The 17,518-nt window shown below is 40.3% G+C and carries 13 protein-coding genes and 1 tRNA gene; 12 read left to right on the forward strand and 2 right to left on the reverse strand.

The window, feature by feature from the left end; genetic code table 11:
* The first annotated feature begins 357 nt into the window (after positions 1-357).
* The 6 genes from FC85_RS14995 to FC85_RS15015 all read left to right on the forward strand — a co-directional run bounded on the left by FC85_RS14995 (position 358) and on the right by FC85_RS15015 (position 4,654).
* Positions 358-430: transfer RNA gene (locus FC85_RS14995), tRNA-Thr, on the forward strand.
* Between the two features lie 101 nt (positions 431-531).
* Positions 532-720: a hypothetical protein gene (locus tag FC85_RS15785; protein ID WP_147008496.1), complete on the forward strand. Its 189-nt coding sequence runs from the start codon at positions 532-534 to the stop codon at positions 718-720.
* A 206-nt stretch (positions 721-926) separates the two neighbouring features.
* Complete coding sequence (locus FC85_RS15000; RefSeq protein ID WP_057866335.1) at positions 927-2,096, forward strand: IS110 family RNA-guided transposase; 1,170 nt, start codon at positions 927-929, stop codon at positions 2,094-2,096.
* A gap of 154 nt (positions 2,097-2,250) precedes the next feature.
* On the forward strand, positions 2,251-2,526 hold the full coding sequence (locus FC85_RS15005) for a hypothetical protein (RefSeq protein ID WP_057866336.1): 276 nt from the start codon (positions 2,251-2,253) through the stop codon (positions 2,524-2,526).
* A 326-nt stretch (positions 2,527-2,852) separates the two neighbouring features.
* Entirely contained in the window at positions 2,853-3,698 is an 846-nt protein-coding gene (locus FC85_RS15010) for a C39 family peptidase (RefSeq protein ID WP_057866337.1), read from the forward strand.
* Between the two features lie 17 nt (positions 3,699-3,715).
* Positions 3,716-4,654 carry a C40 family peptidase gene (locus FC85_RS15015; protein WP_225427563.1) on the forward strand — a complete coding sequence of 313 codons (939 nt, stop codon included), beginning with the start codon at positions 3,716-3,718 and terminating at the stop codon, positions 4,652-4,654.
* A 254-nt stretch (positions 4,655-4,908) separates the two neighbouring features.
* Here FC85_RS15015 and FC85_RS15020 read toward each other — a convergent pair whose 3' ends face one another.
* The gene (locus FC85_RS15020; RefSeq protein WP_057866338.1) at positions 4,909-6,549 is read right to left on the reverse strand and encodes an FAD-dependent oxidoreductase; all 1,641 of its coding nucleotides are present in this window, start codon (positions 6,547-6,549) and stop codon (positions 4,909-4,911) included.
* Positions 6,550-6,893: 344 nt separating this feature from the next.
* On the opposite strand from FC85_RS15020, the gene FC85_RS15025 reads away from it, so the two are divergent.
* The 4 genes from FC85_RS15025 (at position 6,894) to cydC (ending at position 13,105) form a co-directional block, all read left to right on the forward strand.
* Positions 6,894-8,363, forward strand: coding sequence for a cytochrome ubiquinol oxidase subunit I (locus tag FC85_RS15025; protein WP_057866339.1), 1,470 nt, complete (start codon positions 6,894-6,896; stop codon positions 8,361-8,363).
* Positions 8,356-9,369: a cytochrome d ubiquinol oxidase subunit II gene (cydB, locus tag FC85_RS15030; RefSeq protein ID WP_057866340.1), complete on the forward strand. Its 1,014-nt coding sequence runs from the start codon at positions 8,356-8,358 to the stop codon at positions 9,367-9,369. Before FC85_RS15025 ends, cydB begins: the two co-directional genes overlap by 8 nt.
* Positions 9,370-9,635: 266 nt before the next feature.
* Positions 9,636-11,366 carry a thiol reductant ABC exporter subunit CydD gene (gene cydD / locus FC85_RS15035; protein WP_057866341.1) on the forward strand — a complete coding sequence of 577 codons (1,731 nt, stop codon included), beginning with the start codon at positions 9,636-9,638 and terminating at the stop codon, positions 11,364-11,366.
* A complete protein-coding gene (cydC, locus tag FC85_RS15040; RefSeq protein WP_057866342.1) occupies positions 11,363-13,105 on the forward strand; it encodes a thiol reductant ABC exporter subunit CydC in 1,743 nt (580 codons plus the stop codon). The genes cydD and cydC overlap by 4 nt, the downstream gene beginning before the upstream one ends.
* 800 nt (positions 13,106-13,905) lie before the next feature.
* Here the strand turns inward: cydC and FC85_RS15045 are convergent.
* Positions 13,906-14,883 carry a polyprenyl synthetase family protein gene (locus FC85_RS15045; protein WP_057866343.1) on the reverse strand — a complete coding sequence of 326 codons (978 nt, stop codon included), beginning with the start codon at positions 14,881-14,883 and terminating at the stop codon, positions 13,906-13,908.
* A gap of 139 nt (positions 14,884-15,022) precedes the next feature.
* On the opposite strand from FC85_RS15045, the gene FC85_RS15050 reads away from it, so the two are divergent.
* Both FC85_RS15050 and FC85_RS15055 read left to right on the forward strand, forming a co-directional pair.
* Positions 15,023-16,552 (forward strand): ABC transporter permease/substrate-binding protein, encoded by a 1,530-nt coding sequence (locus tag FC85_RS15050; RefSeq protein ID WP_057866344.1) that lies wholly within the window; start codon positions 15,023-15,025, stop codon positions 16,550-16,552.
* Positions 16,549-17,511 (forward strand): ABC transporter ATP-binding protein, encoded by a 963-nt coding sequence (locus FC85_RS15055; protein ID WP_057866345.1) that lies wholly within the window; start codon positions 16,549-16,551, stop codon positions 17,509-17,511. Before FC85_RS15050 ends, FC85_RS15055 begins: the two co-directional genes overlap by 4 nt.
* The last annotated feature ends 7 nt before the right edge of the window (positions 17,512-17,518 follow it).

Here is a 17,518-nt window from a genome sequence, read left to right on the forward strand (position 1 = left end):
GCACGCCAAGAGTAGTTGGGGGATCGCCCCCTGCGAGGGTAGGACGTTGCCACGCTAAAATAGAAAGTCTTCGATAGTGCAATAACTACCGAAGGCTTTTTTAGTATCAATATTGGTGTAGATATCTTTAAATGAAAAAAATGAGCTACCGATAGGAACCAAAACCTACATGTTTCCGGAAATGGATACTAACGGTTAAACCCAGTATGTCTAGGATCTTTTTATCAGTATAGTAATTAATTAATTTAAAAAAGAGGATTAGGTGTTATTAATATTGGAAAATGATTGCTACACTCTCTAACTTTAATTTCTATTTCCCATATTGCGTGGAAATAAATGAAGTGGGATAATTAAAATGCCGTTTTAGCTCAGAAGGTAGAGCATTTCCATGGTAAGGAAAAGGTCCCGGGTTCAAATCCCGGAAACGGCTTAAAAATAAAAAATCGTAAAGGTGTTGTCTTGGAATACTGCTATTTGATATAATTCAGGTGAACATGTGTTCCCTAAAAATTTAATTAAAGGAGCTTCCAAATGACATCTAAAATGCGTACTAAATTACGTGAAAAGGGAAGTAAGAATCGTTGCTACTTTTCAGGTGAATTTAAGAAATATGGCTTTAAGTATTCAGATCGAAACAAAAGTCACGCACTCCCAACGATTTTGCTAATGAATATAAAACTCTCCGAGGAGCGCTTCGCTTTTCCTCGTAACCATCAATGAAAAGAACCGTCTTCCTTTGTATAATATAGGTGAAGGCGGTTTCATTGTACATCGTTATCTTTTTGGTGCTAATAAGCCCGAATATAAAACCGATGCCCTTCGGTCCTCGAGATTAACCCATTGTTGCTTCGAGCACGCTTATAAAATTTCATTCCTCAAGGCTGTAAGGTTAACCGCCAACTTTTATTCTAAATGGAGGTGCTGACATGGATGTCATTACAGAGAAGTGTTGTGGAATCGACGTACACCAAAAGCAGATCACCCTCACCACTTTAATTGGTCGAGCTGATCAAAAGCCCCGGAAGAACAGTCGGCGTTACGGAACAACATCACCCGAATTGCGTCAATGCGCGAACTGGCCGTTAGAAAAGGGAGTTGAAGTCGTCTTAATGGAAAGTACCGGTCAGTATTGGCGGCCGGTTTGGCAAATTTTGGAACCTTATGGTTTCAAAATGGTCTTATGTAACCCCAGAATTATTAAAAATATTCCGGGTAAAAAGACTGATCAAAAGGATTCGGAATGGATCGCCGAATTAGCTCGGTTGGGATTAGTCGCTGCTAGTTTTATTCCACCACGGCCAATTCAAGAATTGCGCGAATCAACTCGTACACGCAAGTCCCTAACTGAAACGGCTACGAGTATTAAAAACAAGATTCATAATATCCTTCAACGGTCAAACATTAAGTTAACGACCTATGTAACGGATATTTTTGGTAGTTCTGGCCAGAAATTGTTAGCTTTATTAATCCAAGGAAAACCGATTAACCTGCAAACAGTTTCTAAATGTATGCACGCCAAGCTAAAAGCTAAACCGGAAATGATTGTCGCTGCTTTAGACGGCAGTCTGTCTCCTAGTGATCGCCAAATTTTAAAGATTGAACTTGCATTATTGGCAGATGTTCAACAGGCAATTCATGCCTTGGAATTACTAATTGAAGAACAACTTCAACCACTTGAAGAATTGTATCTTCGGCTTCAAACCATTCCAGGGATTAGTAAACACATTGCCCAAATTGTGATCGCCGAAGTTGGGACAGATGTAAGCCCGTTTCCGACCGCTCATCATTTGGCTTCTTGGGCTGGCCTATGTCCTGGAAATTATGAATCAGCTGGCCAATCCAAAAGCAGTCACATTTTGCATGGAAATGTTTATTTGAAAACTGCCCTGGTAACCGCAGCGCTAGGTGCGAAAAGACAAACCTGCTCTGGATTAAAAGACTTTTTCTATCGTTTAAAAGGTCATATGAGTGCGCAAAAGGCAGTAGTCGCATTAGCTCATAAACTGCTTAGGATTACCTATGCCATGATTGAAACTGGTTCAAATTATCAAGAGTATAGAAAAGACCAACGAGCGAAAGCGCTCGTTGGTCAATAAAATACTTTACCTAACTAAATTATACTAATTTTTTCGGTATTTGACTACCGTTAGGTTAGTATGTCCTTTTTTAGGTTACTTTCTTATAAAAGACGAACAACATCAATTACTAACAGACCATCTCTGGTTTAATGTAACAAAAGGATTTAGATCGTTGGGAATTTTACAGCTTGGCGATCAGGTTAGTTTTAATGGTCGAGTTAAGCCTTATAAGAAGGGCTATCAAGGTCGTCGAAAAGGGATTCAACGTGAAATTCAAATTGATTACAAGATTGATCGGCCGACACAAGTGAAGCTGATAGTATCCGTACATAATTTTGAGCGAGATCAATTTTTATCCGAAAATTGGAAAATGTGCAATCAAATATATGAAATGTATAAGAGTGATTATCAACTTCGAGGGATTCCATTGCCATACCCTGAATACTGAATTAAAGATATGTGATTGGGGGTTGCAAATATGAAAAAAAGAAATTTTGTTCAATCTTTTTAAAGTTGTGATGCAATTACTACATATCTGAATCGAAATCTCAGCATTAATTGTAAAAAAAATTTAATTGAGAAGGAGTATGTACTAAGTAACTTGTCCAAAAAGTGTGTTGATAGCCAAAAGCCTGTCAGAAATTCGGGGGAAAAGCTTGTTGGCATTAGGCATATCCCAAAACGTTCTCTGATTTTCTTGAAGTGATCTGTTATACTTATTTTTATATAATCTTATGAAAATATGATTAATACTTGAGGCAGTAGGAGAACGAGATGAAAAGTAATCACATTGGCTGGGTTTTTGTAGAGTTGTTTAGTTTGATTGTTGGGTTGGTGCTTGGCGTTCAATCTCAGTCGGTTAATGCGCGTGCGGCAACGCCTGTGGAGATTTTAAATCAGCAAATCGTTGATTATCACACTAAAATTGGTCCCAATTTAAAACACAATTGTGGGATATATTCCTCTGGGGGCTATGGAACATCGCCGGATAATTTTGAACCAATTGCGTATGGACGGAAATTTCACGAGCAAGACGTTCATATTACCCGTGAAGAGCAAACTAACCAAGGTACTTGGCTAAAGTTTACTCATCACACGTTTACCGGTTGGATTCATCAAAATGGGACAGTAAAGAGCAACTACCGATTAACTGCGCCATTGATCGCACAACGGCCAGAATTACCAACTGGTTGTGAAATAACGGCCGTTACTATGATGCTGCAGTTTGCCGGCCAACAAGTGACCAAATTACAACTGGCTAAAGAGATGCCACGAAGCCATAATCCTAACAAAGGATTTGTTGGCAGTCCTTATTCAAGGAATGGCTGGTATGTTTATCCGGCTGGCTTAACCAAACTTGTGGCTAAACACGTTGGCACTTCAGTTAATATGACGGGAAAATCGCTTTCAGCAGTTAAAATGCAAATCCATCAAAATCATTTGGCTGTTGTATGGTTGGCAAACTTTGACGGGTTTGCAAATCATGCCGTTACCGTGACCGGCTATTCCAAGTCACGTATTTATTACAATGATCCGTGGACGGTTAGAAGATCAAGTTTATCGAATCATACATTTCAAAAGCATTGGCGTTTAGATGCCTATCGAGCGTTGAGTTATTAATTGAGGGGTTAAGAAAATTGATTAAACAAATAAAAGTTTGGGGATTAAGCTTGGCAGTGGTGGCCGTGTTTCTAGGAGGTCACATGGTTGCTCATGCGAATACTCAAAACACTACCAGCTTTTTAGAGACCGAAGATAATAAATTATGGAGTGGGCAATCAACTGTCCCTTCTGTAAGCAGCAATCACCTTGATAAGGCGAATAGAAAAGCAAAAGCATATCAAAACCCTAAACGCTACTATCAGGTTCAATCGCAGCAAATTAAACCATTTGGGCACATTGGTTATACCGTCAAAAGGCATTTTGAAGGAATTAAGACTTGGCTTATTATGCGCAAAATGGGGACTTATACTGGGTACAACAATTATAACCAAGCAACCTTTAATGCTGTCAAACGATTTCAACGACGCCACGGGTTAAAGGTGACTGGCAATGTGAATGAAAAGACCTGGTTGAGAATGGGATTTACAAAACAGTCATGGACGGCAATTGATAGTTATGTTGCACCACTGAGAGCCAGTATTTGGCAAGGTCGTCAAGCACACATTCAGGCAATGATTAAACAGGCTTATCGTTATCTTGGTAATCCGTACTTAGTTGGTTCATCAAGTAGTCCCAAATATGGCACTGATTGTTCTGGGCTGGTAATACAGGCACTTTATGCAGGTGGAATTAATCCCGCACCGATCAGTGCAATTCATCATGCTTATCCAGGTAATGAGTGGAACAGCCGCAATCTTTGGGCAAGTGAGAAGTTCAAGCACGTTGCCTATCATCACCGGCAACGAGGTGACCTCGTGTTTTATTATCAACCTGGGACTCATGTGATTTGGCATGTGGCAATCTACCTTGGAAAAAATAAAGTGATTGAAAGTTGGCCACCAAGAATTATGATCCAGCCAATCAAGAATGGCCAACGATCTGATGTTGCTGGTATTGCGCGGCCATTTAATTAAGCATAAGAGATAAAATTTTACCGTTTGTGTTTCAGCTTTTTACTTAATCTGGAGCCTGACAGCAGAATAAGGATCGATTGGTTCGCAAAAAGCTTATTTATCATGATAATCTTAGAAAAATTGATTGCCAAACAATGAATAATATTGCTTTTCGATGGCACTAAAAAAGCTTCTGAATAATCTTAGTTTGAGATTATTCGGAAGCTTTTTAATTATCGTTCCAAATTAGACTGGATTGATTTATAAATTAATAGTTATTTCTTGTAAACTGATTGTGGTACACCATACCTGGATTTGCCCCAGACACGTTGTAACCAAGGAACAAACCAATAGTCTAATCCAAATGAGCGACCTGAACCATTCATTAAGGCCAATGCGACAAAGATTACCCAAACAGTTGACCAAGTCAGCATGGCACTAAAGAAGAGTACGATGATTGCTAAATTAGCCAACCATGTTAAGAAGCCCAAGAAGATGAGTCCACCAATGATTAACTCACAGATTGCCAATTCTGGGTAACCGACGACAAGAAAACCACCGGAACCATTCATATTGGCTAGACCGTCCAAGAAGAACGCCAGTCCAAAGAATAGTCGAAGTGGGACACTCCATAAAACGTTACTTCGACGTGCTGTATGACCACCAAAGACGGTTCGATCATTATCGACGCGGAAAAATTCATCTAAAATATATTGAAACATAAAATAACCGGAGCGAATACGCATGAAGTAGAGGATGTTGGTAAAATGTTTCATAATTGTGGCAATCCAACCACGAATACGTTTGCCGCCAAAGACTTGGGCAATGCCGTAGTAAGCACCGAATGAAACAGTAAAGCCCTTATTATCATCTTTAAATTCGGTATAATTCTGATTACCGTTGATATCGGCCGCCATATTGTCCGAAACAACCTTTGCTTCATTCTCGGCTTCCTGTGCTGTTTGAGGAACGGCTCTTTCGGCTCCTTGTTCAGTTGCGTTGGCATCATCACCGGCAACGTAAATACTTTTATCTTCGAACCCCTTTGCCTGCAAATACTGGTTAGTGATTAATCGGCCGCCACGGCCAGCATCGATGCCAAAATCATCAGCAATGTGATTCGTTTTGACACCCGCGGTCCAAATTAAAGTATGAGTTGAGATTGAATCCTGATCCTTGATATCAACACTATCTGCGTTGACTTTAGTGATCATTGAAGATGGTCTGATATCGATATTATTTTTTTTGAAGTAGGCTTCAGCATGGGCAGCATTTGTCCGATCCAACATCTTGATAATAGCTGGTGCAGCTTCAACCAGAACAATCTTAATTTCATTAGGGTCAAGTTTATTTTCACGAGCTAAAACTTTTCGATAATCAATTAATTCCCCAACGGTTTCGGCACCTGTAAATCCAGACCCACAAACAACCAGCGTCAACAGGGATTGACGTTTTGTTGGATCACGTTCAATCGCACCTTGCCGGATAATTTCACTGATATGAGCGCGTAGCCGCAGCGCATCTTCCATCGACCAAAGTGTAAATCCATTTTCTTTGACGCCGGGAGTCCCAAAATCGTTTGGTTCTCCACCTAAGCTAATTAATAGGCTATCAAATGGATAAGTGCCATGTTCGGCAATAACTTCCTTCTTGTCCTTGTCCACCTGGGTAACAGTATCTGTTACCAGTTGGACATTTTTTTGCTTGTGAAAGATCCGTTGCAAATCATATTGAATACTGTCTGGATCAACTCGTTTTGTGGCCACTTCATGTAGTCGCGTCATATAAGTGAAATAAGAATGACGATCAATTAAAGTAATTTTTACGTCGGAATTACTTTTGAACTGTTTAGCAAGTCGCTTTGTCGCGTAAACACCAGCAAAGCCAGCACCAATGACAACGATATTCTTTGACATAACAATTCCCCCCTCAATTAATAGTGTAATAAGATTAGTAAATAAATATACAAAATGACGAATGATTGCATTAATAAATCTTATCAACTATATTATAAAAGTCCTGTCGTGGATTGTCTAATGATAGCCATTACAATCTTTTAAGAGAGGCCAGACTGGGCTTGAGGTGACAAATTTGTTGCCGCTTCCAGATATTTCGGTTGGCTATTGGAGCCAGAACGGGGTTCTTATAAGCAAATGATGATATTTGAATGACATTTTCATTTGAATATTCGCTCACATGTCGATACAATAGACCTATATGAGGAGAACTCATAATGTATTAGTTAAGGGGGGATACAACAATGTTCAATATTGGCTTATCAGTTTTAGGCTTGTCGCGGTTTCAATTTGCGATGACCACTGTGTTTCACTTCTTCTTTGTTCCGTTTTCAATTGGATTAGCATTTATTGTAGCGATTATGGAAACGGTCTACGTTATTAAGAAGGATGATACCTACAAGAACATGGCAAAATTTTGGGGGAAGATTTTCCTATATAGTTTTGCAGTTGGTGTTGTTACTGGTATTATCCAAGAATTCCAATTTGGAATGAATTGGTCGGAATATTCTCGATTTATGGGGGACATTTTTGGTGCACCACTTGCAATTGAAGCGCTGGCCGCATTCTTCATGGAATCAACTTTTATCGGTCTTTGGATGTTTACATGGGATCGATTCAACAAGGTGATTCACTGTTTGTTTATCTGGTTAACTGCTTTTGGTTCAACATTGTCAGCAGTTTGGATTTTGGCTGCAAATAGTTTTATGCAAAACCCAGTTGGGTACGCAATTAACGCAAGTACCCATCGTGTTCAAATGACTAGCTTTTCAGCAGTTGTTAGTAACCGTCAATTGTGGAATGAATTTCCACACGTTATCTTTGGTGCTTTTCTAACGGCATCATTTGTTGTTGCAGGTGCTTCGGCATGGCGATTACTTAAGAAAGATCATGAACATTTCTACCGTAAGTCATTGAAAGTTGGCTTAATCATCGGTTTGTGCGCATGCTTAGGTTCTGTTTGGTCAGGTGATACCCAAACTCGTTACCTAATTAATAGTCAACCAATGAAATTCTCAGCAATGGAAGGATTGTACAAGAACTCAACCAATAAAGGCGAGTGGGCTGCTGCTGCGGGGCTTGACACTAAGAATCATAAAACGACTTGGTCAATTGATATTCCTTATGTTCTGAATATTTTAAGTTATCATAAATTAAGTGGAACAATTAAGGGCCAAAATCAAGTTAACAAAGAGTTAAAAGCTAAATATGACAATACACGTCAAGGCCGAAATATTAAGAATTATTATGTACCAACCAAGACGTTGTTCTGGAGCTTCCGTCTTATGGCAGTTTCGGCAGGGTTGTTCGGCTTGATTGCAATCATTGGTCTTTGGTTTAACCGCAAGAAGTCGCAAGCAATTATGAGACAGCGCTGGTTCTTATATGTTATGGGGATCTGTCTCTGGTTACCATTCATTGTGAATACCGCTGGTTGGTTCATCACAGAGTTTGGTCGTTATCCATGGGTTGTCTATGGGTTGTTAACGATCGCTGATGCGGTATCGCCAACATCAACAGTTGTCGGACTATTATTTACTAATATCGTTTACTTCTTGATCTTTGCCGGATTAGGACTAGTGATGATTCTCTTGAGTCATCGAGTTCTCAAGGCTGGTCCAGATTCTGTAACGACTGATGGTTATTCAACCAAGCCTGACGAGACTTCTAAGAAAGTAGATCCATATGAAATGGGGGCGGCTCATAATGAGTAATCTGCAATTTCTCTGGTTTCTGTTGATTGGTGTGCTATTCAGCGGGTTCTTCTTCCTTGAAGGATTTGACTTTGGCATTGGAATGGCAGTTCGCTTCTTCGCAAAGAATCGTGACGAACGAGATACCATTATTCAAACGATTGGACCTCATTGGGATGGTAACGAGGTATGGCTGATTACCGCTGGTGGTGCCATGTTTGCTTCATTCCCAATGTGGTATGCTTCCTTATTCTCCGGATATTATATCGTCTTATTCCTAATCCTGGTTGCCTTGATTTTCCGAGGTGTTTCCTTTGAATTTCGGGCAAATATGCAAACGGACCAATGGCGTAATTTCTGGGAATGGGCTGCAACAATTGGTAGTTTCTGTGCCGCATTCTTATTTGGGATGATGTTCACCAGTATGATTCAAGGTGTTCCAATGGATTCTCAAGGAAATATTTTTGGTACTTTTACCACATACGTTAACTGGTTCTCATTAGTTGGTGGGGTTGCGGTTTCACTACTGTGCTTCATCCACGGACTCAATTTTATTCGATTAAAGACCAGCGGCGAATTGCGTGACCGGGCTCAAAAATGGAGCAAGGTTCTTTACCCCGTTTTATTAGCAGGTGAGGTTGTCTTTGTTATTTTGCTCATGATGTATACTGACTTCTTCAGTCGTAAACCAATCTCTACTTGGTCGATCTTAGTTGCTTTGGTTATCTTTACGTTAGCTGCATGGTGGGGTGCTCAGGCTCGGCATGATTGGGTATCGTTTATTTCAAGTGGCTTATCGCTGATTAGTGTTGTTGTGTTAATCTTTAACGGCCTATTTCCACGAGTCATGATTGCCACAACCAATGCAAAATCAATTTTGATTAAGGATGCTTCAAGCTCACCCTATACGCTACACTTGATGACAATTTTGACATTTTCAATTTTGCCGATTGTGTTAATTTACTTCGTTTGGAGTTACTGGGTATTTTATAAGCGTTTGAAATCACCAGCAGCTGCCAAAGAGTAAGTTGATATTAGGTCTTATTAGAAGAATAAATGGATTTTATAAAGAAACGAAATTAGGAACAAACTATTCCGGTTTCGTTTCTTTTTTATATTGGTTATGAAAAATGTCATGCCAACAACACTGGGTGATTATAGTCAGTTGTCGTCTTTTTTTACAATGATCGGCATGTGATTTCGTTCTTTTTTGAAGATGGCCTATTTCATTGTGTGCAATTTTTCTCTATACTAAACATTGTAAGTATTTTTGAATATTGGGGAGTGAAGATTTTGATTGACAAAAGATTGTTCGCTTTACCGGGGATGCGACGATACGTCATCATTTTGGGGGTACTTGTCTTTTTTCAGGCAGTTGCGATTATCGTTCAGGCTCGTTATTTATCAATTGCGATTGTTGGTTTATGGAATTTACAATCATTTAAGGCGATTGTTGGTCCAACTATCATTTTTATGATTGCTTTTCTATGCCGCCATTTGCTCACGGTTTGGCAAAATCGGGTTTTCTTTCCGTACGTTGAAAAAACAAGTGGTCAAATTCGCGAAAAATTGATGGCAAAAATATTCCGACTTGGACCGGCAGAGATTGAAAAACGCGGAACCGGTAACATCGTGACCATGGCACTTGAAGGTATTGATAAAGTCCAAACTTATTTAATGTTGGTTATTATCAAGGTGTTGGATATGTCGATTACACCATGGCTGGTGTTGCTTTACATTTTGTTCCTTCGGTGGGAACAGGCTATCTTTTTATTTATTATTTTTCCCGTCATTATTTTATTCATGATCATTCTGGGGTATGCGGCGCAGGCTAAGGCGGATCGCCAATATGAAGGCTATCAGCGATTGTCCAACCACTTCGTCGATACATTACGGGGGCTCTCAACCCTCAAGCAATTAGGACTTTCTAAGCGTTACGCAGACAATGTTTACGAAGTTAGCGAGTCTTACCGAAAAGAAACAATGTCAACACTGAAGATTGCGTTGACATCCACCTTTGCACTCGATTTCTTCACAACGTTGTCTATTGCTGTCGTTGCCGTTTTCCTTGGGTTTGATTTGTTGGACGGCAAAGTAACTTTATTGCCAGCGCTCACAATCTTGGTGTTAGCACCAGAATATTTCATGCCAATTCGGAATTTTGCCAACGACTATCATGCCACGTTAAACGGGAAAAATGCATTAACGGCAGTTTTGGATGTTTTAAATGAGCCGGAAATGAAGCAACGTGATGAATTGCCATCATTTAAGTGGGATAACCAATCTCAGTTGGTGCTTAGTCACGTTTCGTTGACCTACCCTGAGAGCAAGCAACCGGCTTTAAAAAATATTTCCATTAACATTCAGGGGATGAAAAAGATTGGGATCATTGGTGCATCTGGATCTGGTAAATCAACTTTGGTTAATCTGATTGGTGGTTTTTTGTCACCTGATCAACCCGATCAAGTTGCGATTAATGGTCAAAAACTGCCCCATTTGAATCAGGAAGCTTGGCAGCAAAACTTTTTGTATATTCCACAAAATCCATATTTATTTCATGCAACATTGGCGCAAAACATTGCCTTTTACGTGGATCATGCAACATCTGAATCGATTCGAAATGCGGCTGAGCGGGCAGGCCTTACTAAGTGGATCAAGTCGTTGCCGGCCGGATTGGAAACCATGATTGGTGAAGGAGCTCGAAGTGTTAGTGGGGGTCAAGCCCAACGAATTGCACTGGCGCGGGCATTTTTAGATACCGATCGAAAAATTCTCTTGTTTGACGAACCAACTGCCCATTTGGATATTGAGACTGAGGCAGCGTTAAAAAAAGATATTTTACCCGTATTTGACAATCATTTGGTTTTCTTTGCGACTCATCGGCTTCATTGGATTGGTGAAATGGACTATGTATTGGTTATGGATCACGGTCGGTTGGTTGAACAGGGGACGCCTCAAGAACTGGCAAATCAAAATGGCGATTATGTTAAATTACGTTCAGAAATGGAGGCGTCAGACTTATGAAAGGATTGCGACAAACATTCGCACATGATACTTGGGTAATGCCGTATTTACGAAAATATAAGGGATTGCTCATCTTAGTCTTATTTCTTGGATTTATGACGTTCTTTTCCGGTGGCGCACTCATGTTTAATTCTGGCTATTTAATCAGTGAAGCTGCCCGGCGACCTTCAAGTATTATTTATATCTATGTTCCAGTTGTGCTGGCGCGGGCATTTGGGATTGCCCGGCCGTCGTTTAGATATGTTGAACGGCTTACCAGTCATAATTGGGTTTTAAAAATTGTTTCTGATTTTCGAAAGAAATTATATCAGTCTGTTGAGAAAAAAGCTTCAGCCATTCAGAGATCGCATCAGACAGGTGATATTCTGAGCATTTTGGTCGATGATATCGAACATATTGAGAATCTGTATTTACGGACGGTCTTTCCGATGGTGATTGGTTGGCTCCTTTATGTGTTCATTGTGATCGCCATTGGTGCAATGAATTGGGTTGTTGGTATCTTATTACTGCTGTTGCTTGGTGTGATTATTATTTTAATGCCTTTAATTTCGGTTACGACTAATGGGGTTCGTGAATATCGTCAGCATCAAATCCAACATACTTTCTACACGAATTTAACTGATGAAGTACTAGGATTGGGTGATTGGTTGATATCCGGCCGATATGACGATTTTATGGCTTTACAGAAGAAGCCAATTGAACAAATTGCCAAGTTACGTCGACATGATCATTACTATCAATGGTGGCGTTCTTTCTTTGTTCAAGTAATGGTGTTGTTAAGTGTCCTGGTGTTGTTGGTATGGTCAGCATATTCGTTTACAGCAACCAAATCTTTGGCTAACTGGGTGGCTGCGTTTGCTTTGGCGATCTTTCCGGCTGTTTCACCTTTCTTAAATATTAGTCAGGGTGCCAGTGAGTGGCCGGTTTATCGTCGTTCAATCGAGCGGGTTAATCAGTTGGATGCTGGCGGGGATGGCCATCCTGTTAAACAAACAAGTTTGTCAGAACCATTTAAAGACCTTTCCATCAAACAACTAAGTTTTCAGTACCCTGATGGTGATCGTAAAGTGGTCGATCATATTTCCATGACGATCCATCCAGGAGAAAAGGTGGCATTATTAGGACCTAGTGGAACTGGTAAAAGTACGTTATTAAAGTTGATGGTTGGTGACTTAACTCCAGATGATGGGAGTGTTGAGATCAATGGTCAAAACATTCTTAGCTTACAGGATGTTCGATCATCATTGTTTGGAATTTTAGATCAACAACCTTACTTATTTGATACAACCGTTATGAATAATGTTCGATTGGGAAATACCAATGCTTCTGATGATGCAGTCAAAGACGCAATTGCAGCCGTTGGTTTAAAAGATCTAATTGAGTCGTTACCGGCTCAGTACAACACTGAGGTGCAAGAGGCTGGTCAACGGTTTTCAGGCGGTGAAAGGCAGCGTTTGTCATTAGCAAGAATCCTTTTGCAGGATGCGCCAATTATTATTTTGGATGAACCGACAGTCAGTTTGGATCCAATAACGGAGAAAAAGTTATTGGATAAGGTTTTTGAATTATTACATGATAAAACGATTATTTGGGTAACCCATCATTTAGCAGGAATTGCCCATGTGGACCAGGTCCGCTTCTTGGAACACGGTAATTTTGATATGCAGGGAACGCCGCAGGAATTGTACAAACAAGAAGCAAGATTTAGACAGTTGTATGATTTGGATCGGGGAAAGTAACCAGAGTGCAAAGCTAAGCGCTTAGCTCCCAGAATATAAGGCAAAAAGACGGATATCCCCGAATCTGGGATATCCGTCTTTTTGCTTTATATGGCCGGGAGTTGCTTAGGTTTGCACGTTTCGGCCAAGCAGCATCGGTGATTATGGTTAAGTAATCAAGAGATGCGTCATATATGGCCGGGAGCTGCTTGGCTTTGCACGTTTAGGCTCGGTTGACTTGAGCGCCGGATTCTGATTAAGGGGTTATATTCCGGGAGCTTAGGTTTGCACGTTTAGAGATGAATCACAGTTAAGAAATTGAAGGGTTGTGCTGCATGTTTAAGCCAGATATCATCGATGTTAACGGGGTAAGAAACTGATGAGATCGGTGATTCCAACTTAAAAGGCAGGAAAATGAAGGCCAAGTCCAGTCAGAATGAGACACAGGGCGGTTAACTTCCAGAGTACAATTGGATTATCCCAATATTCCGGGTGGTATCGGGTGGTATAGTGGGATAATTCGGTTGTAGGTCAGGGAGTTGCCTTTTGTCTCACGTTTTTGCTTGGTAATAGCCGTGACTACAAAAATGGAGCTGGACAAAATTACTTTTGTCCAGCTCCATTTTTAGAACCGATCTTAATTGATAGATTCTGTGATCAAAAAACGGGAACGGCGAAACATACGCTTGCACCGGCCTCGTTACCGGTTAATTCTGTCCTCCCAAGGCACTTTTATGATACACCTAATTTAAATTTGAATTAACCTTTTTAAAAGTCTTTTCCAAATGATCGTCTGTAATTAAAATAAGTCGCACAGGTGATTACTGATTTCTCGTCAGCAATAAACGGGTTAATTTTGTTAAATCCTGTTTTGCGGGTTGGTCTGGCAATTGCGTAATGAGGTCTAGTGCTTCATTAGTTAGTCTATCGGCAATTTGATGTGCGCGTTTTAGGCCGCCAGACTCAACTACAATTCGTTGAATTTCAGAAATATCCTGATCAGATAAATGTTGTTTTTTATCTAGAAATGGTTTGAGCTGATTATGGGCGGTTTGTTGTGCCAAGATTAATGGTAATGTATAGACACCAGATTTGAGATCCTCCAAAACTGGTTTTTTTGTATTTTTAGTCGATCCACTGTAATCCAGAATATCATCGAGAATCTGGTAAGCTCGACCGATCGTAAGTCCAATCCGGCCGCCCAGTGCGACAATTTCCGCTGGCGCACTGGTTAGGATGGCACTTTGCTCAAAGCAGAGGCGAAAAAGTTCAGCGGTTTTACCCGTAATTTCATGAAAGTAATCGTCTTGAGTCATTTCTTGATGGTAATTAAAAGTCATTTGATCTAACTCACCATTTAAAATAAATTGCATTGCATTAACGTGACGATGCATTTCCTGTGGATCTGATGTCGATTTAAGGACTTGGGCAAAGTAACATGTAAACAGATAGTCGCCAGCGTAAATTGCGTTTTTCTGCCCATATTGCGTGTGAATCGTTGTAACGCCCCGACGAAGGGCTGATTCATCAATGACATCATCGTGGATTAGGGTTGCAACATGCAGTAATTCAACTGCCGCAGCTCCAGCTCGCAATTTAGCAGCATTGGTTTTCTCTCCGAATTCTGAAAATATGTAAAAGAAACCTGGCCGTAAGAATTTCCCCCCGGATTTAAGTAGTTCGGTAATTTTATGGTGGATTGGTCGATTAGACAGATTTACGGCTTGGAGCAAGTATGGCTCAAGCCGAATTAATTTAAATTGTATGCGTGGAAATTGACGCCAAAGTTGATGAACCATGAGATACCTCAATCTTTAAGAAAATTTTAACTACATCATCTAAGATACAAATTCCCGAGACAGATGTCAATTGAACGAGATGGATTTATCAGCTAAGACTGGTAAAATAAGTGGGTAAATAGAAATTTGGGTGGTGAGAATGTTGGTTGGCTTTGTCGATACGTTACTTAATCGAAAGGAATCGTTGCTTCAAGCGCTTGGGCAGCACTTGGAGATCTCGTTTTGGGCATTGCTGATTTCTGTGCTGATTGCGGTTCCACTGGCAATTTGGGTCCGGAAATATAAGAAAATTGCTGCTTTTTTCCTACAGATAACCGGAATTTTACAAACGATTCCTTCTTTAGCACTTTTGGGGTTGCTGATTCCTTTTGTTGGGATCGGTAAAGTTCCGGCAGTGATTGCCTTGGTTGTTTACGCATTACTACCAATATTTCAAAATACATATGTTGGCCTAACAGAAATTGATCCATCTGTGGAAGAAGCTGCTGATGCGATGGGGATGTCGCTTCCCAGAAAATTATTTCGGGTTGAATTACCAATCGCTATGCCGGTAATTATTTCTGGAATTCGAACCTCAATGGTCATGATTATTGGTACGGCAACATTAGCCGCACTGATTGGGGCCGGTGGCTTGGGAAGCTTTATTTTGCTTGGAATTGATCGAAATAATACTGATTTGATTCTCATTGGGGCAATTTCAGCTGCTTTGTTGGCAATTATAACGTCGTTTCTGATTGATTTCCTGCAAAAGATGGCCGGTAAGCATGCTCTTATTTTGTTGAGCTGCCTGGCAATTCTGGTTGGTGGTACCAGTGGCTACCACGCAATTACTCAGTTGAATGAGAAGGTTGTGATCGCTGGTAAATTGGGTGCGGAACCGGAAATTTTGATTAACATGTATCGAGATTTGATTCATGTACAGGATCCGAGAATGAGCGTTGAGCTTCAGCCCAATTTTGGTAAAACCAGCTTTTTGTTTAATGCGCTTAAAAGCAATCAAATTAACATTTATCCGGAATTTACCGGGACTGTTTTAGAAACTTTAACGCACTCAAAAACAACGCCCAGCAACCCTTGGCAGATTTATCAGCTGGCTAAGCAGCAGTTAGCGACTGACAATCAAATGACCTATTTGAAACCAATGAAATATAATAACACGTATGGAATTGCCGTTCGGACTCAGTTTGCAAAACGATATCATTTGAAGACAATTGGTGATCTGCAATCGATTCAAGGGAAGTTAAAAGCCGGGATGAGTTTGGAATTTATGGACCGACCGGATGGCTTGAAAGCCATTAAACGACAATATCATGTGAACTTTCCGGTCAAGGGAATGGAACCTGAGCTTCGCTATCGAGCCATTCATGAGGGAAAAGTCAATGTGATTGACTGCTATTCGACGGATAGTGAGCTGCGTCAATATCATTTAACGGTATTGAAGGATGATAAACGTGTATTTCCAACTTATCAGGGCGCGCCTTTAATGAAAACGAGCTTTGCCAAGCGCCATCCTGGGGTCGTTCATGCTTTGAACCGCTTAGCTGATCACATTACAGAGAAGCAGATTCAGCAAATGAACTATGAAGTAAATATCAAGAAGAAGTCACCAGCTTCGGTTGCACATCATTATCTCAATCAACATCACATGTTAAAGGGGGCTCCAAAATGACACAACCAGTGATTGAATTTAAACACGTTGTCAAATCATTTGACGGTCATCCGGTCATTACGGATTTGAATTTGAAAATCATACCTGGTGAATTTTTTGTTTTGGTTGGTAGTTCCGGTAGTGGTAAAACAACGACCTTGAAAATGATTAATCGATTACTTCAGCCCAGTGATGGTGAGGTCTTGGTGTTTGGAAAAAACGTGCGTGATTATTCATTGCCAAAGTTGAGGTGGCAGATTGGATATGTCTTGCAGCAAATCGCACTTTTCCCAACAATGACGGTTGCAAAAAATATTTCAGTTGTCCCAGAAATGCAACATTTGCCTACCAAACAAATTCATCAACTGATTAAACGTTTGTTAAAGGAGGTTGGCTTAGATCAGAGTTATCGTTTTCGGCTGCCAAATGAGTTATCGGGTGGTCAGCAACAGCGGATTGGAATTTTAAGAGCCCTGGCTGGAAATCCGGCGATCGTGTTAATGGATGAACCGTTTAGTGCTTTAGATCCGCTTGCTCGTGAATCACTTCAACAATTGGTATTGAAATTACATCATCAATATCACAATACGATCGTTTTTGTTACTCACGATATGGACGAAGCACTGCGTTTAGGTGATCGAATTGGGATTATGAAGAACGGAAAATTACTTCAAGTTGGATCACCAAAAGTCATTACAAATAATCCGACGAATCAGTTTGTCGCTGACTTCTTTAGTAAAAATAATTATTCCGATCTCAACAAAATTTTGGTTAGTCAAGTGATTGAGGCGGGCTTTCTGATTACACCTAAGCTGATTGTCAATCAGCGGAATGTACCATCCGTTGAGAAAACGTCGAATTTAAAAGAAGTCCTGAGAATTTTAGCATCCACTGCTTTAGTTGGCGTTATTGGTACTCATCAAGAGACCATTGGTTTTTTCAATAATGAAAGCATTATTCGTTTTTTAAGTACAATTTGAGGGGGTT

It is taken from the genome of Lentilactobacillus diolivorans DSM 14421 (assembly GCF_001434255.1).
Lineage (GTDB): Bacteria > Bacillota > Bacilli > Lactobacillales > Lactobacillaceae > Lentilactobacillus > Lentilactobacillus diolivorans.